Here is a 23,260-nt window from a genome sequence, read left to right on the forward strand (position 1 = left end):
ATCCTGGCTGTGTGACGGCGAGACCGGACAGCGGCGGCGGCCCCGCCCCCGACCCCACGACCCAGGTGCTCGCACGGGCCGTGGTGGATGCGGTGGAAGCCGTCGGCGGGTACGCGGGCGGGGTGTACCTGCGCTCCGGCACCCAGGGCCTGCTGCGGATCGCTGTGATCGCGGGGCTGCCCGGGCGGCTGTTCCGGCCGTGGTGGCGGCTCCACGTGAACCGCCCGTACCCGGCCGGCGAGGCGTACCGGTCGGGCCAGTCGGTGCTGCTGCCCGACGCGGAGACGTCCATGCGGAGGTTCCCGCAGCTGGTGGCCGGGCTGCCGTTCCCGTTCGCCTCGCTGTACGAGCCGGTCGTCGCCGGGCCGGAGCGGCTGGGCGTGCTGTTCGTCCTGCGCGACGCGACCCCGGGCATCGCCATCTCGGCCCACGACCGGGAGGCGTTGCGGGCCATCTCCGAGCGCCTGGCCGGGGAGCTTTCGGCGCTCGCCGCGGACGGGGCGCCGCTGGTGTGGGAAGGCGACCCGGTGTACGCCCCGTCGCCGCCCCGGGACAACGACGCCCGCGAGGCCGTGGACCGGCTCACGCAGGCGGTGCTGTCGCTGGACCGGCAGGGCAGGATCCGCTACGTCAGCGCCCCCGCGCGGGAGCTGCTCGGCCCCGATGGGGCGGGGCTGAGCGGGCGGCTCCTGTGGGAGGCGCTCCCCTGGCTCGGCCACCCCGCGTACGAGGACCACTTCCGGGCCGTGTTCCTGGCCCACGCGCCCGTGCTCTTCCCGGCCCGGCGCGGCCGGCTGCCCTCCGGGGAGTGGCTCTCGATCGGCCTGTACCCCGGGCGGGACGGGGTGACCGTGACCATCGCGTCCACCGATCCGCCCGCCTACGCGCCCTCGTCGATGGTCCGGCCGGGCGCCGGGCTGGGTTCGCCGGCCGACCGGGCGTCCGCCATGTACCGGCCGGTGGCCCTCGCCATCGCGCTCACCGAGGCGGTGACGGCCCGCCAGGTCTCGGCGGTGGTCACGGAGGAGCTGCTGCCGGCCTTCGGCGGCCGCCAGTTGGCGATCTACCTGCTCAACGAGCGCCATCTGTACCTGGCGTGGGAGACCGGGTTCCCGCAGGGCTTCCTCGACCGGTTCGACGGGGTGGCGCTCGACGTGCGGCTGCCGGGGGTGGAGACCCTCACCACCGGCCGGCCGATGTTCTTCGAGTCGATGCAGCACCTGGCCGCGGCCTATCCGGGGATCCCGCTGGACTCCCACGTCGGGGCGCGCGCCTTCCTTCCGCTGATCGCCTCGGGCCGGCCGGTCGGTTCGTGCATCCTCGGGTTCGACTCCCCGCGCGGCTTCAGCCCCGAGGAGCGTACGGTGCTGACCGCGCTGGCCGGCCTGATCGCGCAGGCCCTGGAGCGGGCCCAGCGCTACGACACCGAGGCCGCGCTGGCCCGGGGGCTCCAGGCGGCGCTGCTGCCGAACCGGCTGCCGGTATTCGAGGACGTGGTCACGGTGGGCCGGTACCTGCCCGGCACCGTCGGCATGGACGTGGGCGGCGACTGGTACGACGTCATCGAGACGGGCCCGGGCATGCTGGCCCTGGTCATCGGGGACGTCCAGGGACACGGGGTGGCGGCCGCCGCGACCATGGGCCAACTGCGCAGCGCGGTACGGGCCTTCGCGCTCAGCGGCAACACCCCGGAGCAGATCGTGCGCGGCACCAACCGGCTGCTGATCGACTTGGACCCCGGCCAGTTCGCGAGTTGCTGCTACGTGTCGCTCGACCGGGAGTCGGGCCGCGCGTGCGCCGTCCGGGCCGGGCACCCCCAGCCGCTGCTGCGGCACCCCGACGGGCGGACGCGGGTGCTGGACCTGCCGGGCGGGGTGGTGCTCGGCGTCGACGCGGACGCCGCGTACCCGGTGACGGAGCTGATGCTGGAGCCGGGTGCGGTGCTCGCCCTGTACACCGACGGGCTGGTGGAGATGCCGGGCACGGACATCGACGACGGGGTGGAGCGGCTGCGGGCCTCGCTGGCCGCGGCCGCTCCCGTCCCGCTCACGGAGACGGCCGACCGGCTGATCAGCGAAGCGGGAGACTCCGCCGACCGGCCGGACGACATCGCGCTGCTGCTGGCCGCCCGCATCCCCGATCCGGCGTAGGCACCGGCGGCGCGGGGACCAACGCCTCGGGGTCCGGCGTCGCAGGGGCTAACGCGGGGCCGTCAGCCGCGCGTCCAGTGACCCGGGCAGTCCCCGCGGGGCGGCCTGGCGGCCGGTCGCCGGCGCGCTCGTACCGCACAGGGCCTGTTCGCGCAGGCGGTCGATGGCCGCGTCGATCGGGTGCGGCACCGGTGCGCCGTTCGCGTCGGCGCGCTGGTACCCCGACAGGTTGTACCCGGCGGCGAACTGCCGCTCGCCGTCCGCGCTGGACATGGCCTGGGTGCTCGCCCCGAAGACACCGCCGTCATGGCCCCAGGCGGGGCCGCACGGCGTGTCCGTGCTGTAGATGCCGAGGCCGTAGCGGATCACCACGGCTCCGTCGGGGCCCTTGACCGGCACCGTGGTGCGCATCTCGCGCAGCTGGGCGGCGGGCAGCAGGTCTCCCTGGAGCAGCGCCCGGTAGAAGGCGTTGAGGTCCTGGGTGGTCGAGATCAGGGCCCCGGCGGTGCCGGCCATGGTCATGTTGTACTCGCTGTAGTCGCGCGGCGGGTCGATCAGCCCGCGCAGGTTCTCGTACATCCGGGAGTGCGGTCCCCTGATGACCGGGTCCGTCCCCGGGAAGTAGGTGTGGCGCAGCCCCGCCGCGCGGATCACGTCGCGGGTGATGACGCGCTCGGGGTCCTCGCCGGTGACCTTCCGCAGCAGCTCGCCGAGCAGCAGGTAGTTGGTGTTCGAGTAGGACCAGTCCGTGCCGGGTTCGAAGAGCTGCGGCAGGTTCACCCCGTACCCGATCAGGGTGGCGGGCCGCAGGGTGCGGTAGCGGAAGTCGTCCAGGCTCTTCGGGGAGTTCTCCTTCAGCGACGGGAACGCCTCGATGACGTAGTCGTCGATGCCGCTGGTGTGGTTCAGCAGCATCCGCACGGTGATCTTGCGGCCGCGCTCCCCCGGGACGAGGCCGGGCAGGTAGTCGCCGACCGGCCGGTCGAGCCCGATGCGGCCGCGGGCGCTCTGCTGGAGCACGGCCGTGGCGGTGAAGGTCTTGGTGATGCTGCCGACCCGGTGCCGCATGTCGGGGGTGGCGGGCCGCCGCGTATCGACGTCGGCGAAGCCGGTGGCCCCGGTCCACCGGGCGCGGCCGTCGCGGACGCTGCCGTACGCCCCGTACATGCCGGCCTCGTGGACGGCGTCCAGCCGCCGCTGGAGGGCCTCGCGGTCCAGCCCCCCGGCCGTCGGGGACGGGGAGGCGGTGGCCGTCCCGGCCCCGGAGCCGGTGGCGGCGCTCGCGGCCGGGGCGACCCCGGCCAGCAGGGACAGTACGACGGCGGCGGCCGCCCCGGTGGTGCGTAACGCGGGTCCTCGGCCTCGGCGCGTGAGGCGCATGGGTGTCTCCCCCCGGTCGACGCCCCGTGCGGGGCGTCCGGACGATCTTCGGTCGCCTCCGATTCTTGTCCCCGGCGGCCGCGCCCCCATCGGCCGCCGGGACGATCCCGGCGCGCGCCGCGTAAGACCCGGGTAGCAGACGCGCCTCCCCCGTTCGGGTCTCTTGACACCATCGAGTCGGCAAAGCGGAGGGAAATTTACCCGCGGGCAGCTGCGGTTCCCGCACCCCGCGTCGGTGCAGCGTTTACACGGCCTTAACACCGAGAACAGGGGTCTCACGGGGGGCAGAGCGATGGAATCCGCACATGAACAGCTATTGACCTGCGGATCTCGCGGAGATTCCATATCGGCCCGGGAGCCGCTCACACACTTGCTCACCACCGCCTCGGAGGCGATACCGCTCCCGCGCTCATTCACCGCATCTGCCGATCGGAACCACGTACCGATGTCTGACACGATCAGCGCACCACAGGCCCTCGCTCCCGCCACCGGGCCCACCCCGCAGAAGCTCAAGCGTTCCATCGGGGTCGTCGGCGGGACACTGCTCACGCTCTCGTGCGTGACGCCCGCCTCCACCCTCTTCGTCGTCGTGCCCGACCTGTTCGCCAGTCTCGGCACGTGGACCGCCCTCACCATCGCGATCGGCTCGCTGCTCTGCGTCGGCGTGGCGTTCTGCTACTCCGAGCTCGGCACGCTGATCCCCAGCGCGGGCGGCGAGTACGCGATCGTCTCCACCCTGGCGGGCCGGCTCGCCGGCTGGCTGGTGTTCGTGCTGTCCCTGCTGGTCGTGATGATCGTGCCGCCCGTGATCGCCATGGGTACGGCCGACTACCTGGCCCCGATCATCGAGATACCGGCTCCGGTCGCGGGCGGCGGCGTGATGCTGCTCGCCACCCTCGCCGGCCTGCTGGACCTGCGGGCCAACGCCTGGATCACCGGCATCTTCCTGGTGCTGGAAGTGGTCGCGGCCGCGCTCGTCGCCGTCCTCGGGTTCGCGCACGGCGAGCGCGGGGCCGACGCCCTCGTGCACGGCACGGCCGCGGCGGAGGGCGGGGGCACCTCCACCGTCACCGCGATGATGGTCGTCTCCGGCCTGGCGATCGCCCTGTTCATCACCCAGGGGTTCTCCACCGCCGTCTACCTCTCCGAGGAACTGGAGAACCCCCGGCGCAACGTGGCCCGGACGGTGCTCGCCACCCTCGCCATCTCCACCGCCGTCATCCTGGTCCCGGTCATCGCCATCACGGTCGGCGCCCCCGACCTGGACGCGCTGGCCGCGGGCGACCTCGGCGGGATGGTCACCGCCTGGTCCAACTCGGCCGTCGGCACCTTCGTCAGCCTCTGCGTCGCCCTCGCCATCGTCAACGCCGGCATCGTCATGGTGATCCAGAACTCGCGCGTGCTGTTCGCCTCCGCCCGCGACAAGGCCTGGCCCGAGCCCGTCAACAACGCGCTGTCGCGGCTCGGCCGGTTCGGCTCGCCGTGGGTGGCCACGCTGCTCGTCGGCGTGCCGGGCGCGGCGCTGTGCTTCGTCAACCTCGACACCCTGTACGGGGTCACCGGTGTCTCGGTGACCGGCATGTACCTGCTGGTCGCGGTGGCCGCGCTGTTCAGCCGGCGCGGGGCGCACCGCGAGGCGGCCGCCTGGCGGATGCCGCTGTGGCCGGCCGTGCCGGTGGTGCTGATCGCCGTACTCGCGTACATCCTGACGCAGCAGGAGACCCAGTACCTGCTGTGGACGGGCGGGATCACCGCCGTGGCCACCCTGTACTGGGCCCTGTACCTGCGGCCGCGGCAGGACAGCCGCTGGCTGGTCAGCATCCCGGAGGACGGCCAGGACACCGCCTCGGCGTGAGCGGCGGCACCGGCGGCACCGGCGGGGCCGGCGGGCCCGCCGGTGCCGCCCATCCGGACGGCGGGCTCGACACCCTGGCCGCGGAGCTCGCCGGATACCTGCCGGCCGGGGCGCCGCCCGGCCCGGACCACCTCGGCCTCTGGCGGCGCGGGGGTCAGCCGGCGGCCGGGTGGCCGGGGACCTCCGCGCTCAGGGTGAGCGCCGTGTTCACCAGGCCGATGTGGCTGAACGCCTGCGGGAAGTTGCCCAGTTGGCGTCCGGCGACGGCGTCGTACTCCTCGGCGAGCAGCCCGACGTCGTTGCGTACCGACAGGAGGCGCTCGAACAGTTCCCGCGCCTCCTTCTGGCGGCCGGTCAGGTGCAGCGCGTCGGCCAGCCAGAACGAGCAGGCGAGGAAGGCCCCTTCGTCACCGGGCAGCCCGTCCACGGACGGGCCCTCGGTGCTGTAGCGGCGGAGCAGACCGCTGCGGCCGAGTTCCAGGCGCACCGCGTCGACCGTGCCGATGACGCGCGGGTCGTCGGGCGGCAGGAATCCGACCCGCGGGATGAGCAGGGTGGCCGCGTCGAGCTCGCTGGAGCCGTAGTACTGGGTGAAGGTGTTGCGCTCGGGGTCGAAGCCGTTCTCGCAGACGTCGCGGTGCACCTCCTCCCGCATGGTCCGCCAGCGCTCGGCATCGCCCGGGAGCGTGGGGTCGCCCTCCAGGGTCCGCACCGCCCGGTCGGCGGCGACCCAGGCCATCACCTTGGAGTGCACGAAGTGGCGGCGCGGGCCGCGTACTTCCCACAGCCCCTCGTCGGGCCGGCGCCAGTTGTCCCCGAGGAAGTCCAGGAGCGCGAGCTGGATCCGCCAGGCGTGCCTCTCCATCGGGATCCCGGCGCACCTGGCCAGGTACAGCGAGTCGAGGACCTCCCCGTACACGTCGAGCTGGAGCTGGTCCACGGCGGCGTTGCCGACCCGGACGGGCGCGGAGGAGGCGTACCCGCGCAGCCACGGCAGTTCGGCCTCGGGGATCCGCCGCTCGCCCGCGATCCCGTACATGATCTGCAGGTCGGCGGGGTCTCCGGCGATCGCCCGCAGCAGCCACCGGCGCCAGGCGCGGGCCTCGTCCTGGAAGCCGGTCGCGAGGAGCGAGCCGAGGGTGAGGGTGGAGTCGCGCAGCCAGCAGTAGCGGTAGTCCCAGTTCCGGACGCCGCCGAGTTCCTCGGGCAGGGAGGTGGTCGCGGCCGCGGCGATCCCGCCGGTCGGGGCGTAGGTGAGGGCCTTGAGGGTGATCAGGGAGCGGGTCACGGCCTCCCGGTAGGGGCCCTCGTAGGTGCACTGGGCGCTCCACTCGCTCCAGTCGGCGACGGTCTGCTCCAGCGCCGCGTACGGGTCGACGGGCTCGGGGCGCGGTTCGTGCGAGGGGTGCCAGGTGAGGACGAAGGCGACGCGCTCCCCGGCGGTGACGGTGAACTCGGAGCGGGTGCTGTTGGCCTCGCCCCAGGTGCGCACGGGCGGCTCGCTGCGGAACCAGGCGGAGTCCGGGCCGGCGACGGCGACCCGGTCGTCGCCGGAGCGGCGGACCCAGGGCACGACGTGCCCGTAGTCGAAGCGCAGGCGCAGCACGCTCAGTACGGTGACCTCGCCCGAGATCCCCTCGACGATCCGCATCACATCGGGTGCGCTGTCGCGCTGCGGCATGAAATCGATGACCTTGAACGCGCCTCCGTCAGGGGTCTCCCAGTACGACTCCAGGACCAGCGAGCCGTCCACGTAGGACCGCCGGGTGCACCGCTCGCCCTCGGCGGCCCCGGCCGGGGCGATGCGCCAGTGGCCGTTCTCCTTGTCGCCGAGGAGCGCGGCGAAGCAGGCGGACGAGTCGAAGCGCGGCAGGCACAGCCAGTCGACGGACCCGTCGCAGCCGACGAGTCCGCTGGTCATGAGGTCGCCGATGAGTGCGTAGTCTTCGATGGGTTGGGTCATCTGTGCGCTTTTCCCGCGAATGCCCGGGCCCAATCAGCGCGGGACCCGGGCACCTTCTGACGCGGAGGCGCACTAGCTCCGGACGAGGACCATGACGAAGCCGAGGACGATGCCGAGGGCGAGGGCGGCGGCTCCGTGGGCGAGACGGTGGCCGCGCAGTACGGGCAGGAAGCGGTCGACCGCGTACCGGCCGGGGCCGGTGAGGGTGAGGGCCGCGGCGCCGGTGGTGAGCAGCAGCTCGTACTCGATGCCCTCCGGCGCGAAGAACGAGCCGGTGCCGTGGACGGCGATGGCGTTGATCATGGTGCCGACGATCGCGGCGCCGGCGAGCGGGGTGAGCAGCCCGAGGGCGAGGCCGAGGCCGCCCAGGGTTTCGGTGAGCCCGGCGACGGCCGCCATGGCCTCGCCTGCGGGGTAGCCGGAGGCTTCGAAGAATTTGCCGGTGCCGCTGATGCCGCCGCCGCCGAACCAGCCGAAGAGCTTCTGGCTGCCGTGGGCGGCCATGGTGAGGCCGAGGACGAGGCGGAGGAGGAGCAGGCCGACGTCGTGGCCGGGGGTGGACAGGGTGGTCAGGGCGGATACGGCCGGTGCGTTGGCCTGCGACTTCGTCGGGGTGACGGAGGGGCTGGTCATGGTGGGGGCCTTCCGGACGGGGTGGGAGTTGTTCAAATTCAAACCGTTGGGGCGACCCTAACCAGTCGGGCCGAGTGATTCAAATTGGAACAACCCATGTAGTCTGGGTCCATGGCTGAGACGAGATGGCTGAACGAGCGCGAGATGCGCGCCTGGAGCGGATTCCTGGCCGCGTCCGCGCTGGTGAACCGCCGCCTCGACCAGCAGCTCAAGGATGACTCAGGACTCTCGCACCCGCAGTACGAGATCCTCGTCCGGCTGGCCGCCGCCCCGGAGCGCGAGCTGCGGATGACCGAGCTGGCCAACGGGCTGATCAACTCCAAGAGCGGGCTGACCTACCAGATCACCCAGATGGAGAAGGCGGGCCTGGTCCGCCGCCGCAGCTGCCCCTCCGACGTCCGCGGGGTGTTCGCCGTCCTCACCGAGGCCGGCCGCGCCCGCCTGGACGAGGCCGCGCCCGGGCACGTGGCGACGGTGCGGGAGATCCTCGTGGACGTGCTCACGCCGGAGCAGCTGGACGCGCTGGCGGACGGGCTGGGCGAGGTCGGCCGGCGCCTGCGGGAACAGGGCGCCTGAGGACGGACGGGTCGCCCGTGGGGGCAGCGGCCCCCGAAGGGGTATAGGGACGTCATGGATGGCAAGGCCTGGTTCACCGTCGCCGCGATCGTCGCCCTCGGGCTGGCGGTCGCGGCGGCCGTACTGTTCGTACGGGTCCTCAAGACGCGCCGGCTGCTGGTGGACTCGGGGATCCCGCTGCGGGACAAGGCGCTGTTCTGGGTGGCGGTGATCTACACGGTCTCGCCTGCGGACCTGATCCCCGACCCGGTGTACCTCGACGACATCGGGGTCCTGCTACTGGCCCTGCGCTCCCTCCAGGCGGCCGCGGCGGCGGCCCGGCCCGCGAAGGGGCCGGACGGGGTCTGACACGCGGATCGGGCGGCCGGAGGGTCGGCCGCGGAACACCGGACCGGGGCCCTTGGGCCGATCAGGTGACCGCGGCCGGACGGGGCCCGCCGGTGTGCCGGGCGGCGCGCTGGGACGCCCGGCACACCGGCCCGCCAGGCGCCCTAGGGACGGGGGGCGGGGCACACCTGCCAGGCGAGGTGGTAGAGGGTGCTGACACTGGCGTCCGTGGAGTCCATCGCCATGAAGCTCGTGACGGCCTGCGGGTTCGAGGTGCCGGCATTCACCCGCAGCTCGGTATTGATGTTGAAGTTTCGTTTCTCACCGCACGGCGCCCAGACCAGATCGGCGTATTCCGTCTTGTCGGAGGTCTGCCAGTTGTCGTTGAGCGGTCCGCTGAACTGATGCGTCCGCTGCGAGGTCTGCGGCATTCCCTGGAAGTAGTAGTTCGCCCTTTCCTGGCCCCAGGCCCCCGGCTGGAGAAATGCGAATCCCCGGTAGTCCGCCTGGACGATCGCGTAGGTGAATCCCGAGGGGACGTGCACGCGGAGATTGAGCTGGCAGTTCTTGCGGAAGGCCGTGGGCGGGGCGCCGGGACCGACCTGCGCGAGGTACTCGCTGTACGTGACGGTGAAGGCGGTGTTGTCCGGCGCGACGGCGACCTCGGCGGTGCCCTCACGGCAGCCGGAGCCGTTCACCGTGGCGAGTTCGATCACGATCTTGTCCGGCGGGACCGTGATGGGCGGCCGGTGGCCGGCGGCTCCGGCCGGCGCCGCGGCCGTGGCGGCCAGCACGGCCGCCGCCGCGGCGGCGAGGAGGGTGCGGGACAGGGAATGGGACATCGTGTCGCTCCTGACCATGAGTCGGGTTCCGTGCGCTCGCACCGCGTCAGACCGCGGGGCATTCCTTCCACGCGAAGTGGTAGACCGTGCTGACGCTGCCGTCCGTCGAGTCCATGCTCATGAAGCTCAGGGCCTGCGGGTTCGAGGTCCCCGCGTAGACGCGGAGTTCGGTGTTGACGTTGAGGTTGCGCTCCTCGCCACAGGGGGCCCAGACCAGGTCCGCGTACTCCGTCTGGTCGCTCGCCTGCCAGTTGTCGGTGTACGGGCCGGTGAACTGGTGGGTGGCGCGGGCCGACTGCGCCATCCCCTGGAAGTAGTAGTTGGCGCGCTCCTGACCGAAGGCCCCGCGCTGGAGGTGCGCGAAGCCGCGGTAGTCGGCGCGGGCGATGGCGTACGTGAACCCCTGGGGCACGTGGACCTGGAGGGCGAGCTGGCAGTTCTTGCGGAACTCCGTGCCGCCGGAGCCGGCGCCCGCCTGGGCCAGGTAGTCGCTGTACGTGACGGTGAACGCGGTGTTGTCGGAGGCCGTGGCCACGCTCGCGGTCCCCTGCGGGCACCCCGATCCGTTGACCCCGACCACGTCGACGGTGATTCTTCCGGGCGGGTTGTAGGCCGTTTCGGCCTGGGCGGGCAGGGCGACGGCGGAAAGCACCGCGACCGCCGCGCCGATGGTGATCCTGCGCAGCAACATCGCTGTTTCTCCATTTCATCCGGACCGGCCTAAATTGGCGTGGTCATGCCACCACGGATGAAGTCCGGCCGGGAAGGGCCCGAAATGGACAACACCTTCCCGGCCGCGACCCCTGGCCGGATTCCGCGACCCACCGAAAACCGCCGGACCCGGCCGTTATCGGCCCGGGCCTCGGCGGCGAAGCGAGACCCGGCGTCCGCCCGGCCCGCCGGCGGTCCGCGCCGGGGCCGGAGCGAAGGCGCGATCGCGCCGCCGCCCGCCCTCCGGCCGGGGCCGTCCCGCTGACCGTAGGGTGGGGTGGGACCGGCCAGGCGATGTGAGGCGAGGAGATCCGGTGCGTGACACAGACTTCTTCCGACGCTGGATGACGGCCACGGCGGCCGCCGTGGAACGGGAAGCGGACCGGCTGACCGAACTCGACTCCCCCATCGGCGACGCCGACCACGGGAGCAACCTGATGCGCGGGTTCACCGCGGTACGGGCGGCCCTGGGGGCGGAACCGCCGCAGACACCGGGCTCGGTGCTCCAGCTGGCGGGGCGGACCCTGATCTCCACGGTCGGCGGGGCGTCCGGCCCGCTGTACGGGACGCTGCTGCGGCGGACCGGCAAGGAACTCGGCGAGGCCGCGGAGGTCTCCGACGAGGCGGTGCGGCAGGCGCTGTACGCGGGCGTGGGAGCGGTGGCCCAGCTGGGCGGCGCGGCGCCGGGCGACAAGACGATGCTGGACGCGCTGGTGCCGGGGGTGGCGGCGCTCGGCACCTCGTACCGGGCGGCCGCGGACGCGGCGGAGAACGGCGCGCTGGCGACGGTGCCGATGCTGGCCCGCAAGGGCCGTGCCAGCTACCTGGGCGAACGGAGCATCGGGCACCAGGACCCGGGGGCGACCTCGTCGGCGCTGCTGCTGGGCGCGCTGGCGGAGGTGGCCGGATGACGGCGGCGGCAGCGGTGGTCGGGGTCGTGCTGGTGTCGCACAGCGCGGCGGTGGCGGAGTCGGTGGCCGCGCTGGCCGCCGGCCTGGCGGCGGGGGGCGCGGTGGCCCCGATCGCGGCGGCGGGCGGCACCGCCGACGGCGGTCTCGGCACGAACGCGGACCGCGTCGTGGCGGCGGCGCGGGAGGTAGACCGGGGAGCCGGGGTCGTACTACTGGTGGACCTGGGCAGTTCGGTGCTGACGGTGAAGGCGCTGCTGGCGGAGGGCGACCTGCCGGAAGGCGCCCGCCTGGTGGACGCGCCGTTCCTGGAGGGCGCGGTGGCCGCGGTCGTCGCGGCCTCCACGGGCGCCCCCCTGGACGCGGTCGCCGCCGCGGCCACGGAAGCCTACGACTACCGCAAAGCCTGACCCCGCCCCGGGCGCCCGCGAAGCCCGGCCCGCCGCGCCCCGGCGCCCGCAAGGCCTGACCCGGCCCCGGGGGTCCGCAAAGCCCGGCCCGCCGGGGCCCGGCGCCCGCGAAGCCGGGTCCGCCCTCCGGGCGAGCCACCCCGCGACGGGCCGGGCTGCGCCCCGGCGCGCGGCGGGCGGGGCGAAGCCCGCGCACGGCCGCCGCCACCGGCGCCATCAAGCCGTAGCCGACCCGACCCGGCCACGCCGGCGCAAACCAGCCCCGCCGGCGTTTGAGGCGCGGCGGTTCGGGGGCCGGCCCCCGACGACGGCGCCGCGGGCGAGGACCGGTTCCGCCCCGCCGGGGCCCGGCCTAGCGGGCTCGCAGGGAGTCGATTTCGCGGCGTTCGCGCTTGGTCGGGCGCCCGGCCCCACGGTCGCGCGTACCGACCACCGCGGCCTCGACGGGAGTCGGCGGCGGCGGGCTGTTGTCGATCAGGCATTCGGCCGCCACCGGCGGACCCACCCGCTTCGACACCGGCCGCTTCACGACCACGATCCGCTCGCGCCCCGCGTGGTACAGCCGGACCTCGTCCCCGGCCCGCACCGACTGCGCCGGCTTCGCGCGTTCCCCGTTGACCCTCACATGGCCCGCCCGGCAGGCGGTCGCCGCGATCGCGCGCGTCTTCGTCAGGCGCACCGACCAGATCCACGCGTCCACCCGCGCCGAACCGGATTCCGATCCCGTCCCTGTTGATTCGTCAGCCATGCCTCGACTTTAGCGAGCCGGACCCCCAGAACCGGAACGAGTTTTGGCGGATTCGACAATCCGCATCGCATCTGCCATGTGGATTATCCCAATCGAATTGCAAATGCGGCACGCGTGCCCCTACCTTGTCGCACATGCAGTCCTACACCATCGGACAGGCGGCGCGCCTGCTTGGAGTCAGCCCGGACACCGCCCGCCGCTGGGCCGACGCCGGCCGGGTCGTGACCCATCGCGACGACGCCGGCCGGCGCTTGATCAACGGCCGCGACCTGGCCGCTTTCTCCGTCGAGGTGGGCCAGGGCGCCCACAACGACGACGGCGAGCCGTACACCTCGGCCCGCAACGCCTTCCCCGGCATCGTCACCGCCGTCAAGCTCGGTGACGTCGCCGCCCAGGTCGAGATCCAGGCCGGTCCCCACCGTCTGGTCTCCCTGCTCACCCGTGAGGCCGTCGAGGAGCTCGGGCTGGAGGTCGGCATGCGGGCCACCGCCCGCGTGAAGTCCACCAGCGTGCACATCGACCGCACCTGACCCGAAATCCGAATTCAGATTTCCGGATACCGGATCCGCGCCCGCGGGCCCTCGGCCCGCAAGCCCGCGATACCGCTCGGCACCACCCCGCGTCTCCACCCGCTCCGCCCGTCACCGGCGCGGGTCACCACCGCGCGACCCGGCATCCGGCCGGCCGCCGACCCCCGACCGAGGAGCACCAGCCCATGTCCCCGACCCTGACCGGCCGCCGCGCCGCCGCCGCCCTCTCCGCCGCCCTGCTCGTCCCCGTCCTCGCCGCGTGCGGCGGCGAGGACAAGAAGACCGACGCCGCCGCCTCCCCGAGCGCCGCCGCGTCCGCCTCCGGCGGGGCCAAGGCCGCGAACCTCACCGTCCTCGCCGCCTCCTCCCTCACCGACGTCTTCAAGACGGCGGGCGCCGCCTACGAGAAGGCGCACCCGGGCACGAAGGTCACCTTCTCCTTCGCCGGTTCGCAGGAGCTCGCCGCCCAGGTCAAGCAGGGCGCCCCCGCCGACGCGCTGGTCACCGCCGACACCAAGACGATGGACGGCCTGAAGACCGAGGTGAACGACCCGACGGTCATCGCCAAGAACCGCCTGGTCATCGCCACCGCCAAGGGCAACCCGTTCAAGGTCGACGAGCTGAAGGACCTGGCCGACAGCAAGATCAAGGTCGTGCTCGCCGCGCCCGAGGTGCCGGTCGGCCGCTACAGCAAGCAGGTCCTCGACGCCCAGAAGATCGAGGTGAAGCCGGTCTCCCAGGAGCCCAACGTGCGCGCCGTGCTGAGCAAGGTCGAGCTGGGTGAGGCCGACGCCGGTCTCGTCTACAAGACCGACTCCGCCAAGTCCGGCGACAAGGTCGTCACGGTCGACATCCCGGACGACCAGAACGCCGTGGCCTCCTATCCGGCCGCCACGCTCAAGCAGTCCAAGAACACCGAGGCCGCGGCCGCGTTCGTGGCGTGGCTGAGCACCCCGGAGGCGCAGAAGATCCTCGCCGACGCCGGTTTCCAGAAGCCGTAACCGCCACGACCGGCACCGCGATCCGGTCAGCGTGCGGAGGGGGGCCGCCCGGTCCGGGGGGACGGGCGGTCCCCCCGCGCATGTACCGTCCGGCTGTCGCCGCAGGTTTCCCCGCCAGGAACGCACCCCCAGCCAGGAACCCCACATGAGCAGATTCCGTACCCGTACCCGGCCCCCCGTGGCCCTCGCGCTCCCCGCGCTGCTCGCCGTCGCGTTCCTGCTGCTGCCGCTGATCGGGATCCTGAGCCGGACCCAGTGGAGCGAGCTCGGCGAGCACCTGACCAGCCCCGGTGTGGTCGAGGCGCTGCGGCTCTCGACGGTCGTCTCGCTGTGGGCCCTCGGCCTCTCCCTCGTCCTCGGTGTGCCGCTCGCCTGGCTGCTGGCCCGTGTCCCGTTCAAGGGCAAGGCGCTGGTCCGCTCGCTCGTCCTGCTGCCGATGGTGCTGCCGCCGACCGTCGGCGGTGTGGCGCTGCTGCTCGGCTTCGGGCGGCGCGGGCTGCTCGGGCCCTGGCTGGAGGACACGTTCGGGATCACACTGCCCTTCCACACGTCAGGGGCCGTCCTGGCGGCGACCTTCGTGGCGATGCCCTTCCTCGTCATCAGCCTGGAGGGCGCGCTCGGCGGTCTCAAGCAGAGCTACGAGGAGACCGCGGCCTCCCTCGGTGCCTCGCCGGTCCGCGTGTTCTTCACCGTGACGCTGCCGATGGTGGCCCCCGGCCTCATCGCCGGCGCGGCGCTCACCTGGGCCCGCGCGCTCGGGGAGTTCGGGGCGACCATCACCTTCGCCGGGAACCTGCCCGGCACCACCCAGACGCTCCCGCTCCAGGTCTACCTGCTGCTCCAGGACCAGCCCGAGGCCGCGACCTCCGTATCGCTGCTGCTGCTCGCGATCGCGATGGGCGTACTGATCGCCCTGCGCGGCCGCTGGACCGGAACTCCCGCCGACCGCAAGGCCGCCGAGGCCCCGCCGGTGGCGGAGGAACCCGCGCCGACCGCCTCGGCCGCACCCGCCGAGCCGGCCAAGCTGGCCGAGCCCGCCGAGCCGACGGCGCCCGACGCGTCCGGGGCGGCGCCGCGCGACGGCGGCCGCTGGCCGCTGCACGCCGCCGTCACCGGCTTCAACCGGCTCACCCTCGACGCCGAGCCGGGCACGACGATCGCCGTCGTCGGGGAGAACGGCGCCGGGAAGACCACCCTGCTGCGGGCCCTGCTCGGCCTCACCCCGCGCGCCCACGCCGAACTGCGGCTCGGCGACACCGACGTCACCGCGCTGCCCCCGCACAAGCGGCAGGTGGCCTGGGTCCCGCAGGACGGCGCCCTGTTCCCGCACCTGAGCGCGCTCGCCAACACCGCGTACGGGCTGCGCGCCCGCCGGGTCCCGCGCGCCGAGGCCCGCGCGCAGGCCCGGGCCTGGCTGGACCGGCTCGGCGTCGGCCACCTCGCCCACCGCAAGCCCGCCCAGCTCTCCGGAGGCCAGGCCCAGCGCGTCGCCCTGGCCCGCGCCCTCGCCGCCCGGCCCCGGCTGCTGCTCCTGGACGAGCCCCTCGCCGCCCTCGACCAGACCACCCGGGCCCGCGTGCGGCACACCCTGCGCACCCACCTCGCCGAGTTCGGCGGCGTCTGCCTCATCGTCACCCACGACCCCGTCGAGGCCGTTTCACTCGCCGACCGGGTCCTCGTACTGGCCGACGGGCAGACCCTCCAGGACGCCCCGCCCGTCGAGGTAGCCCGCCACCCGCGCTCCCCCTGGGTCGCCCGGATGCTGGGCCGCAACGCCTGGCAGGGCACCGCCTCGGACGGCGGGCTCGCGCTGGCCGCCGGGGGCCGCCTGGTGCTCGCCGAAGAACTGCCCGACGGGGTACCGGCCCTCGCGATCATCGCGCCCGAGGCGGTCTCCGTACACCGCGAGCGCCCGGCGGGCAGCCCGCGCAACGTCTGGCCCGGCACCGTACGGGAGATCACGGCGCTCGGCAGCAGGCTGCGGGTGCTGATCGGCTCGGCCGAGGCGCCCGACCTGGTCGCGGAGATCACCCCGGACGCCGCCGCCGAACTGGGCCTGGCGGACGGGGTGCGCGTGTGGACCAGCGTGAAGGCGACCGAGATCACCCTCGTACGCCTCTAGTGACCTGAGTCGGAGGTTTCTCGTTGGTTCGGTATGAGTCGTCCTGGTCCGAAGATTCCGCCGTTGTCGGTGACCGATGCCCAGCGTGTTGTGCTGGAGGGCTGGTTACGTCGTCGTTCGACGGCCCAGGCTCTGGCTCAGCGGTCGCGGATCGTGCTGGAGTGCTCAGACGGCCGCTCGATCATGGAGGTGTCCCGTCGGCTGCGGATCGCTCCGGACACGGTCCGCACCTGGCGGCGGCGTTTCCTGGAGCACGGCTTGGACGGTCTGTGCGACGAGCCCCGGCCGGGTGTACCGCGGAAGATCACCGATGCCGATGTGGAGCGAGTGATCGTCAAGACCCTCGAGGAAACGCCGAAGAACGCCACCCACTGGTCCACCCGCTCGATGGCCGCGGCGACGGGGATGTCACAGTCGAGCATTTCACGGATCTGGCGGGCCTTCGCGCTGGCCCCGCACCGGTCGCAGACGTTCAAGCTGTCCACGGACCCGCTGTTCATCGACAAGGTCCGCGATGTCATCGGTCTTTATCTCGACCCGCCTGAGAAGGCCCTGGTTCTCTGCGTGGACGAGAAGTCGCAGATCCAGGCCTTGGACCGGTCCCAGCCGGTCCTGCCGATGATGCCCGGTGTTCCAGAGCGCCGCAGCCACGACTACATCCGGCACCACCACCCTCTTCGCAGCCCTCGAAGTCGCGACCGGCAAGGTGATCGGATCACTGCACCGACGGCACCGGGCCGTCGAGTTCAAGAAGTTTCTGGCCAAGCTCGACAACGAAGTCCCGGCCGGTCTCCAGGTCCATCTGATCCTGGACAACTACGCGACCCACAAGACGCCGGACGTGAAGAAGTGGCTGCTGGCGCACCCGCGCTTTCACCTGCACTTCACGCCCACGAGCGCGTCCTGGCTGAACCTGGTCGAGCGGTGGTTCGCCGAGCTCACCCAGAAGAAACTCAAGCGTGGAGTCCACCGCTCCGTCCAGGCACTCGAACGCGACATCCGGGCCTGGCTGACCGACTGGAACGACCAACCCAAGCCCTTCGTCTGGACGAAGACCGCCGACGAGATCCTCGACAAAGTCGCCGCCTACTGCCAACGAATCTCTGACTCAGGTCAATAGGGCCTGTCTTTCGGATCAGCCCCCGCGAGCCCGGCATGATCCGAAAGACAGGCCTTAGGGCCGTACGGAGAGCCAGTCGCCAGCGGCGAAGGCGTCGGCTCCGAAGAGGGTCCGGCCGCCGCGCCGGGCCGAGACCTCCAGCACGCCCTCGGAGCGGCCGGCCGTGAACCGGGGGGCGCCGACGGTGATGACGGCGGCCCGTTTCCCGGTGGTACGCCGGAACTCCCCGAGGTACCGCGTCAGCAGGGCCGCCTCCTTGCGGTCCACGGCGCGCGGCGCGTACTGCCGTACGACGGCCAGCGCGCCCGTGCCCGGCTCCCGGGCGGCGGCCGCGAGGGCCGCGCGCAGGGTCCGCATCCGGCCGAGGCCGCCGCCGTCCAGGGTGGCGCGGCCGGTATCGAGCGGGAGGAACCGTACGCCCCGGTGCGTGAACGCCGGACGCTCCACGGCACCGGTGAGTACGAAGTCGGCGTCCGGGTTCCGGGCGGACGCCGGCCCGGCCGGGCCGACCGCGAACCTCCAGGGCCGGGCCCGCACCCCGGCGGCGCCGGCCACGACCGGGTCTGGGCGGGTCCGGTACGCGGGGGCCGGGCCGGTGGGCGGGGTCTCGGCGGCGACGCCGTCCAGCACCAGCCGGCCGCGCGCGCCGGAGGCCGAGAGCCCGGTCAGGGTCAACGGCCGCTCCGGCAGGGGCGGCAGCGGGAGGGTGATCCGGCGCCAGCCGGTCCAGTCCGCGGCGGGGCCGCGCAGGGTGAGGGCGGCTCCGCCGGCATCGGCCAGCCGCACGTCGGGCCGGGCGCCGGAGCCGTCCCCGGCCACCCAGAGCGAGATCGACCGGGCCAGTTCCGGCAGCGGAACCGGCCGGGGCGGCGCGGCGGAGGCGGCGGGGGCGGGCACGGGGGCGGGTACGGAGAGGGCCAGTCCCCGGCCGGAACGGCCCGGCGCGGCGGCCGCGCCCGGGCCGGTCCACCGCGCGGCGTCCTCCAGACCGGCCACCGGCAGCGCCTCCAGGCCGACCCCGAGGGCCAGTTCGGCGGTGGCGCCGGTGGCGTTGACGGTGGCGTGCAGCATCCCGGTGGCCCGTGCCGTTCGGGCGGAGACGGTGAAGCCGCCCCGGCCGTCGCCGGTGACGTTCCAGCGGGAGCGGTCGAACCGCAGGGTCACGTCGCGGGGTTCGACGGCCGCGGCCGCGCCCTGGGCGTCGTATCCGACGAGCCCGAACCCGGCGCTCTCGCCCCGCTCCGCGAGGCCGATCCGGTCGCGCGTCGGCCGGAGCCGGGCCGGCGGGCCGAGTACATCGAGGGGGAGCGCGCCCTCCGCTCCCGCGCGCCGGGCGTACGCCGTTGCGCTGCCCGGGCGCAGGGCGTGGAACACCCCGGCCGGGTCGACCCTTCCGCCTCCCGCCGCGGACCAGGAGGGCGCCCCCGGGGCCGGGCCCAGCGCGGCGTCGTGGCCGGTGGCGGTGAGGGTACGGGTGAGACCGCGCAGCACCCGGCCGAAGTCCGGGCCGGCGCCGCCCAAGGGCTCGACCCGGTAGCCCGCGAGCCGCCCGGATCCGGCCGGGGCGGTGAGGACCAGGCCGTTCGGCACCGGCCGGGGCGTCCCGTCCGACGGGGTGTTCTCCAGCGCCGGGGCCGTCGCCCCGGCGGCTCCGGCGAGCAGGGTCGTGGAGCCGCCGCCGTCCAGGTTGAGGGCCTCGTACGCGCCGAGCCGGCGCATCATCCGGCCGAGCCCGGTCAGGGTGAGGCCGCCGCTGTCGCGCTGGCGGCCGTCCACGGCGACGAGCCGGACCTGCCGCCCGTCGCGGGAGAAACCGACGGCGGTGCGGGGCGCGGCGGTGTTGTTCGGTTCGCCGTCGTGGCCCTGCGGGACCCCGGCCACGACGAGGGCCTCGCGACCGCCGACGGCCGCCCACGGGACCGGCCCGCCCCCGGTGACCGGGCGGGCCGCGACGGCCACGGCGTCCCCGGGCCGCAGCGCGGCGAGTTCGGCGGTGGCGGTGGCGCCGCGCGCGAGCAGCAGGGTGGTGCCGGGCGCGGGGCGAGCGCGCCGCGCGGGCGCCCGTACCGGCCCGGCGGCGACCCGGCCGTTGCGCAGCTCGACGGCCGGGCCGCCCGGGTCCGGGAGCGCGGCGCCCGGCCAGTCCACCGTGTACGCGGCGAAGCCCTTCGCGGGCGGCCGGGCGGCGTTGAACCCGGCCAGCGGGCGGACCCCGCCGCCGGGCAGGGTGACGCTCCCGGCGAGGCCGAGGCGCAGGATCCGGCCCCTGCCGTCGGGGCCGAAGCCGACGGCCGGGGCGGAGGCGGTCCCGGGGGCCGGGGAGTGCAGCAGCCGGCCGTCGCGCAGGCCGGGGCCGAGGGGGGCGCCGCTGCCCCGGACGTCGAAGAAGTCCCCGTTCACGGCGCCGATCACGCGCCGCCCGGGCCCGGCGCGGTGGCGGGCGGCGGCCTCGGCGACGGTCTCGGGGCCGTCGCCGCCCAGGTATTCGACCCGTACGCCTCCGGTGCCGCCGGTGCCGCCGGCGGTGTCGACGACGAGTTCGTCGATGCGGAGCCAGCGGTCGCTCTCCAGCCGGTCGTACGACTCCAGGCGGACCCCGGGGGCGATCTGCCGGGCGGTGCGGGCGGTTTCGATGCCGGTGTCATCGGCGGCGGCCGCGGGGGACGAGAGGGCCAGGGCCCAGGCGAGCAGGACGGGCAGCAGCGGACGCGGAGTCGGCACCCCGGCAGGATCCCCCGGCCCGTCCGGCGCCCGGGCCGCGAACCGGCCGGCGACCTGGGGGTTCAGCCATTCGCCCCCGCCACGGCGGGGACGCGGATCTGTTTGGACGCCGGGTGACGGGCTGACATATGTTCAGCGGGACCCGCACGTCGGCGGGATCCGCTCGCATGTCACATGTTCCCGTGGGGGGTACCGTCATGTCCTTCAGCGCGCCCGGCTCACCGCCGCCCAAGACCCCGGACCAGCCGCCGTCCGCCGTGCCGCCGATACCCCCGCTGCCTCCGGTACCGCCGCAGGCGCAGCCGTACCCCCAGCAGGCGTACCCGGCGCAGCCGCCGTACCCGGGCCAGCCGGCGTACCCGTACCCGCACCCGTACCCGTATCCGGCGCCGCAGCCCCCGGGCGTCATGCTCCGCTCGCCGCACGGCCTGGCGACGGCCCTGACCGTACTGCTCTCGATAGCCGGCGTGGCCGCCCTGCTCCTGACCGGCATCCGGGTCTACCTGTGGTCGCTCATGGACGGCCTGGTCAAGGACCCGCTCAAGGTCAAGGACATCGCGCTCGCCCGCGTCGACAACGTGACGGCCGTCGCCGACGGCCTCCAGGGCATGCTCTGGCTCGCCACGTCGATCGTCTTCGTCATCTGGTTCCACCGCGTCCGCCAGAACGGCCAGGTCTTCCGCCCCGACGCCTTCACCCTCGCCCCGGGCTGGGCCATCGGTGCCTGGTTCGTCCCGCTGGCCAACCTCGCGATGCCGTTCACGATCGCTCGGCAGACCTGGACCGCCAGCACCCAGCTCGCCCCGGACGGCTCGTTCCGCAAGGTCTCCACGGCGCCCGTGACGGCCTGGTGGCTGGTGTTCGCCGGCTCGCAGATCACCGACAGCGTTTTCGCCGTCCTGTACTCGGCGGCCGATACGCCGGAACAGCTGCGCGGCGGCGCCGTGGTGGGCGCCGTCAGCGACCTGCTCACCGTCGCCGCCGCCGTACTCGCCGTCCTCTTCGTCCGCAGGCTGACGTCCATGCAGAGCGCCAAGGCCGCGCACGGCCCGTACGCCGCCGCCTGACGCCGACACGCCGCGCCGCCCCGGACGGCCCCGGCGGTGAGCCCCGGCGCCGTGCGGCGGGGGGTCGGTCAGGCCGGGGGCGCGGGGACGGTGAACTCGCACCAGACGGACTTGCCGCCGCCGCGGGGCTCCACGCCCCAGGCGACCGCGAGCCGGTCCACGAGCAGCAGGCCGCGCCCCGAGACCGCCCAGTCCCCCGCCTCCCGACGCTGCGGCAGCGCGCTGCTCCCGTCCTCCACCTCGATCCGGATCCGGCCGTCCGCGGTCAGCCGCAGGCTGATCTGGGCCCCGCCGTCGGTGTGCACGAGGGCGTTGGTCATCAGCTCGTCCGCCGCCAGCACCACCTCGTCCGACTGCTCCCGCGCTCCCCACGCGGCCACCGCCGCCCGGATCAGGTGGCGGGCCATCGCGGGGCCGTCCGGATCCCCTGGGCTGAGCCGCACGCGCAGCGGGCCGCCGCCGCGCGGGGCGGGGGTGCCGCGACGGCGCAGCAGGAGCAGGGCCATGTCGTCGCCGCCGCCGACGTCCCCGACCATGTCGCAGAGCAGGTCGGCGAGTTCCTCGACGTCGACCGGCCCGGTCCGTACCGACTCCATGAGCTCGCGCATGCCCGTCTCGGGGTCGCCGCCGGGGCGTTCGATGAGGCCGTCCGTGCAGAGCACCAGGGTGTCGCCGGGGTGCATTTCGAGGCTGGTGACGGGGTATCCGGAGCCGTCCACCGACTGGTCGCCCTGCGGCAGCCCGAGCGGCAGTCCGCCCGCCACCTGGATGCGGTGGCAGCTGCCGTCGCCACGGCGGACCACCGGGTCGAGATGGCCCGCGCGGACGATGTGCAGCATGCCGGTGCCCAGGTCGATCTCCGCGTAGGTGCAGGTGGCGAACCGTTCCGTCTCCAGCTCGCGCAGGAAGCCGGCGGCCCGCGCCATGGCCGTCCCGGGGGTGTGGCCCTCCGCGACGTACGCGCGCAGGGCGATGCGGAGCTGTCCCATGACGGCGGTCGCGTCCGTGTCGTGGCCCTCCACGTCGCCGATCATCACCCCGACGCGGCTGTCGCCGAGCGGGATCACGTCGTACCAGTCGCCGCCGATGTCCCGCCCCATCCGGGCGGCCCGGTACCGGACGGCGATCAGCGCGCCCGGGATCTCCGGGATCCGGCGGGGCAGCATCGCCCGCTGGAGGCCCTCGGCGAGGTCGTGCTCCTGCTCGAACAGCATGGCCCGCTGGAGGCTCTGCGCGATGCCGCTGCCGAGCGCCACCAGCAGGTTCCGTTCCTCGGCGGTGAAGTCGCCCTCGCGGGCGTAGAGCAGCCCGAGCGCGCCGACGGGCCGGCCCTGGGCGATCAGGGGCAGGTAGACGCCGCTGCGTACGGAGAGCGGCTCGATGTACGGCCACAGCTGCGGGTAGCGCAGCTGGAACTCCTCGCGCGAGGAGAGGTAGACGGCCTGCATGGTCCGTACGGCCTCGCTCATCGGGAAGGCCGCGTCGATCCGGGTGTACTCGATCTCCGGGACGTACGAGCCGAGCTGGCCCTCGGCGACCAGGTGGACCCGGGCTCCGTCGACGATGCCGAGCATGACGCTGATGGCACCGAGGTGGCCGAGGGCCCCGGGGTCCTTGAGGGTGTCGGTCACGTCGCTGACGGTGCGGGCGTGGGCGAGGATCGCGGCGGTCCGCTCGACGACCCCGGTCATCCGGCGCCGCCCCTCCGCCTCCTCGCCGCCGGCGCCGGGCTCGGCGGGGTCGTGGGCGGCGTCGCGGACGATCCCGATGATCCGGTACGGGCGGCCGTTCGGGCCCCGCAGGATGTGGCCCTGGATGTGGGTCCAGGTGGGGGTGCCGTCGCGGAGGCGGCTGCGGAAGTACGCCCCGTAGTGGCTGCGGCCGTCCTTGAGCGCCTGTGCGACGCGGGCGTCGAGCCGGGCGCCTTCGCCGGGCGCGATCCGGGGACCGAGGCCGGAGGCGGTCCCGGAGAACTCGTCCGGGCGCAGGTCGAGGACCTCAAGAGCGGTGTCGTCCAGATGCATCTGCCCGCTGTCGAGGTCCCAGTCGAAGGTGCCGAGGCGGTTGAGCGCGAGGCTCGTATCGGGCCTCGCGGGCCAGTCGACCTCGGGGGTTTCTCCCCAGTCGGCCATGCAGCAAGGGTCTCACCGAACCCCCACCCCCGGCACGCCGATCCCCCCGGGCCGGGCACGGGCC

General features: G+C 74.0%; 18 protein-coding genes and 1 pseudogene. 11 read left to right on the plus strand and 8 right to left on the minus strand.

Going from position 1 to position 23,260, the window contains the following annotated elements:
- Positions 1-11: 11 nt before the first annotated feature.
- Complete coding sequence (locus tag EES41_RS05910; RefSeq protein ID WP_254211332.1) at positions 12-2,150, plus strand: SpoIIE family protein phosphatase; 2,139 nt, start codon at positions 12-14, stop codon at positions 2,148-2,150.
- A gap of 48 nt (positions 2,151-2,198) precedes the next feature.
- Here EES41_RS05910 and EES41_RS05915 read toward each other — a convergent pair whose 3' ends face one another.
- On the minus strand, positions 2,199-3,530 hold the full coding sequence (locus tag EES41_RS05915; protein WP_254211333.1) for a serine hydrolase: 1,332 nt from the start codon (positions 3,528-3,530) through the stop codon (positions 2,199-2,201).
- Between the two features lie 445 nt (positions 3,531-3,975).
- Between EES41_RS05915 and EES41_RS05920 the strand changes: the two genes are divergently transcribed.
- A complete protein-coding gene (locus EES41_RS05920; RefSeq protein ID WP_123076279.1) occupies positions 3,976-5,385 on the plus strand; it encodes an APC family permease in 1,410 nt (469 codons plus the stop codon).
- Positions 5,386-5,539: 154 nt separating this feature from the next.
- Here EES41_RS05920 and EES41_RS05925 read toward each other — a convergent pair whose 3' ends face one another.
- Both EES41_RS05925 and EES41_RS05930 read right to left on the minus strand, forming a co-directional pair.
- Positions 5,540-7,348, minus strand: coding sequence for a glycoside hydrolase family 15 protein (locus EES41_RS05925; protein WP_123076281.1), 1,809 nt, complete (start codon positions 7,346-7,348; stop codon positions 5,540-5,542).
- A gap of 72 nt (positions 7,349-7,420) precedes the next feature.
- On the minus strand, positions 7,421-7,981 hold the full coding sequence (locus EES41_RS05930; protein WP_250569463.1) for a DoxX family protein: 561 nt from the start codon (positions 7,979-7,981) through the stop codon (positions 7,421-7,423).
- A 111-nt stretch (positions 7,982-8,092) separates the two neighbouring features.
- On the opposite strand from EES41_RS05930, the gene EES41_RS05935 reads away from it, so the two are divergent.
- Entirely contained in the window at positions 8,093-8,557 is a 465-nt protein-coding gene (locus EES41_RS05935; protein WP_008742277.1) for a MarR family winged helix-turn-helix transcriptional regulator, read from the plus strand.
- Between the two features lie 54 nt (positions 8,558-8,611).
- Positions 8,612-8,905 carry a DUF1232 domain-containing protein gene (locus EES41_RS05940; RefSeq protein ID WP_123076283.1) on the plus strand — a complete coding sequence of 98 codons (294 nt, stop codon included), beginning with the start codon at positions 8,612-8,614 and terminating at the stop codon, positions 8,903-8,905.
- A 143-nt stretch (positions 8,906-9,048) separates the two neighbouring features.
- On the opposite strand, the gene EES41_RS05945 is transcribed toward EES41_RS05940, so the two are convergent.
- Both EES41_RS05945 and EES41_RS05950 read right to left on the minus strand, forming a co-directional pair.
- A complete protein-coding gene (locus EES41_RS05945) occupies positions 9,049-9,726 on the minus strand; it encodes a DUF4360 domain-containing protein (protein WP_254211334.1) in 678 nt (225 codons plus the stop codon).
- A 46-nt stretch (positions 9,727-9,772) separates the two neighbouring features.
- A complete protein-coding gene (locus tag EES41_RS05950) occupies positions 9,773-10,417 on the minus strand; it encodes a DUF4360 domain-containing protein (protein WP_174261651.1) in 645 nt (214 codons plus the stop codon).
- Between the two features lie 334 nt (positions 10,418-10,751).
- On the opposite strand from EES41_RS05950, the gene dhaL reads away from it, so the two are divergent.
- Together dhaL and EES41_RS05960 are read left to right on the plus strand one after the other, a co-directional pair.
- The gene (gene dhaL / locus EES41_RS05955; RefSeq protein ID WP_123076285.1) at positions 10,752-11,348 is read left to right on the plus strand and encodes a dihydroxyacetone kinase subunit DhaL; all 597 of its coding nucleotides are present in this window, start codon (positions 10,752-10,754) and stop codon (positions 11,346-11,348) included.
- Positions 11,345-11,755: a PTS fructose transporter subunit IIA gene (locus EES41_RS05960; RefSeq protein ID WP_123076287.1), complete on the plus strand. Its 411-nt coding sequence runs from the start codon at positions 11,345-11,347 to the stop codon at positions 11,753-11,755. Before dhaL ends, EES41_RS05960 begins: the two co-directional genes overlap by 4 nt.
- Positions 11,756-12,107: 352 nt before the next feature.
- Here EES41_RS05960 and EES41_RS05965 read toward each other — a convergent pair whose 3' ends face one another.
- Positions 12,108-12,503 (minus strand): RNA-binding S4 domain-containing protein, encoded by a 396-nt coding sequence (locus EES41_RS05965; protein WP_008742270.1) that lies wholly within the window; start codon positions 12,501-12,503, stop codon positions 12,108-12,110.
- A 134-nt stretch (positions 12,504-12,637) separates the two neighbouring features.
- Between EES41_RS05965 and EES41_RS05970 the strand changes: the two genes are divergently transcribed.
- From EES41_RS05970 to EES41_RS05985, 4 genes and pseudogenes are all read left to right on the plus strand, one after another.
- Complete coding sequence (locus EES41_RS05970; RefSeq protein WP_008742269.1) at positions 12,638-13,033, plus strand: molybdopterin-binding protein; 396 nt, start codon at positions 12,638-12,640, stop codon at positions 13,031-13,033.
- A 185-nt stretch (positions 13,034-13,218) separates the two neighbouring features.
- Positions 13,219-14,034, plus strand: a complete 816-nt coding sequence (gene modA / locus EES41_RS05975) for a molybdate ABC transporter substrate-binding protein (protein WP_123076289.1) — start codon at positions 13,219-13,221, stop codon at positions 14,032-14,034.
- Between the two features lie 145 nt (positions 14,035-14,179).
- A complete protein-coding gene (locus EES41_RS05980) occupies positions 14,180-16,156 on the plus strand; it encodes an ABC transporter permease (protein ID WP_123076291.1) in 1,977 nt (658 codons plus the stop codon).
- Between the two features lie 33 nt (positions 16,157-16,189).
- Positions 16,190-17,276 (plus strand): annotated as a pseudogene (locus EES41_RS05985) (IS630 family transposase).
- Positions 17,277-17,330: 54 nt separating this feature from the next.
- On the opposite strand, the gene EES41_RS05990 reads toward EES41_RS05985, so the two are convergent.
- Positions 17,331-19,997, minus strand: a complete 2,667-nt coding sequence (locus EES41_RS05990; RefSeq protein WP_123076293.1) for a phosphodiester glycosidase family protein — start codon at positions 19,995-19,997, stop codon at positions 17,331-17,333.
- A 197-nt stretch (positions 19,998-20,194) separates the two neighbouring features.
- Here EES41_RS05990 and EES41_RS05995 point away from each other — a divergent pair, with 197 nt between their 5' ends.
- Complete coding sequence (locus EES41_RS05995; RefSeq protein WP_164495759.1) at positions 20,195-21,064, plus strand: DUF4328 domain-containing protein; 870 nt, start codon at positions 20,195-20,197, stop codon at positions 21,062-21,064.
- 68 nt (positions 21,065-21,132) lie between these two features.
- Here EES41_RS05995 and EES41_RS06000 read toward each other — a convergent pair whose 3' ends face one another.
- Positions 21,133-23,196 (minus strand): SpoIIE family protein phosphatase, encoded by a 2,064-nt coding sequence (locus tag EES41_RS06000; RefSeq protein WP_123076297.1) that lies wholly within the window; start codon positions 23,194-23,196, stop codon positions 21,133-21,135.
- Positions 23,197-23,260: the final 64 nt, after the last annotated feature.

It is taken from the genome of Streptomyces sp. ADI95-16, assembly GCF_003721495.1.
Lineage (GTDB): Bacteria > Actinomycetota > Actinomycetes > Streptomycetales > Streptomycetaceae > Streptomyces > Streptomyces goshikiensis.

Excerpts from the sequence above, each read along its gene's own strand:
- EES41_RS05950 (WP_174261651.1), bottom strand. The coding sequence starts at position 10,417 with ATGTTGCTGCGCAGGATCACCATCGGCGCGGCGGTCGCGGTGCTTTCC.
- EES41_RS05945 (WP_254211334.1), bottom strand. The coding sequence starts at position 9,726 with ATGTCCCATTCCCTGTCCCGCACCCTCCTCGCCGCCGCGGCGGCGGCC.
- modA (WP_123076289.1), top strand. The coding sequence starts at position 13,219 with ATGTCCCCGACCCTGACCGGCCGCCGCGCCGCCGCCGCCCTCTCCGCC.
- EES41_RS05935 (WP_008742277.1), top strand. The coding sequence starts at position 8,093 with ATGGCTGAGACGAGATGGCTGAACGAGCGCGAGATGCGCGCCTGGAGC.
- EES41_RS06000 (WP_123076297.1), bottom strand. The coding sequence starts at position 23,196 with ATGGCCGACTGGGGAGAAACCCCCGAGGTCGACTGGCCCGCGAGGCCC.
- EES41_RS05930 (WP_250569463.1), bottom strand. The coding sequence starts at position 7,981 with ATGACCAGCCCCTCCGTCACCCCGACGAAGTCGCAGGCCAACGCACCG.
- EES41_RS05915 (WP_254211333.1), bottom strand. The coding sequence starts at position 3,530 with ATGCGCCTCACGCGCCGAGGCCGAGGACCCGCGTTACGCACCACCGGG.
- EES41_RS05920 (WP_123076279.1), top strand. The coding sequence starts at position 3,976 with ATGTCTGACACGATCAGCGCACCACAGGCCCTCGCTCCCGCCACCGGG.
- EES41_RS05960 (WP_123076287.1), top strand. The coding sequence starts at position 11,345 with ATGACGGCGGCGGCAGCGGTGGTCGGGGTCGTGCTGGTGTCGCACAGC.
- EES41_RS05970 (WP_008742269.1), top strand. The coding sequence starts at position 12,638 with ATGCAGTCCTACACCATCGGACAGGCGGCGCGCCTGCTTGGAGTCAGC.
- EES41_RS05940 (WP_123076283.1), top strand. The coding sequence starts at position 8,612 with ATGGATGGCAAGGCCTGGTTCACCGTCGCCGCGATCGTCGCCCTCGGG.
- EES41_RS05925 (WP_123076281.1), bottom strand. The coding sequence starts at position 7,348 with ATGACCCAACCCATCGAAGACTACGCACTCATCGGCGACCTCATGACC.
- EES41_RS05965 (WP_008742270.1), bottom strand. The coding sequence starts at position 12,503 with ATGGCTGACGAATCAACAGGGACGGGATCGGAATCCGGTTCGGCGCGG.
- EES41_RS05980 (WP_123076291.1), top strand. The coding sequence starts at position 14,180 with ATGAGCAGATTCCGTACCCGTACCCGGCCCCCCGTGGCCCTCGCGCTC.
- EES41_RS05995 (WP_164495759.1), top strand. The coding sequence starts at position 20,195 with ATGTCCTTCAGCGCGCCCGGCTCACCGCCGCCCAAGACCCCGGACCAG.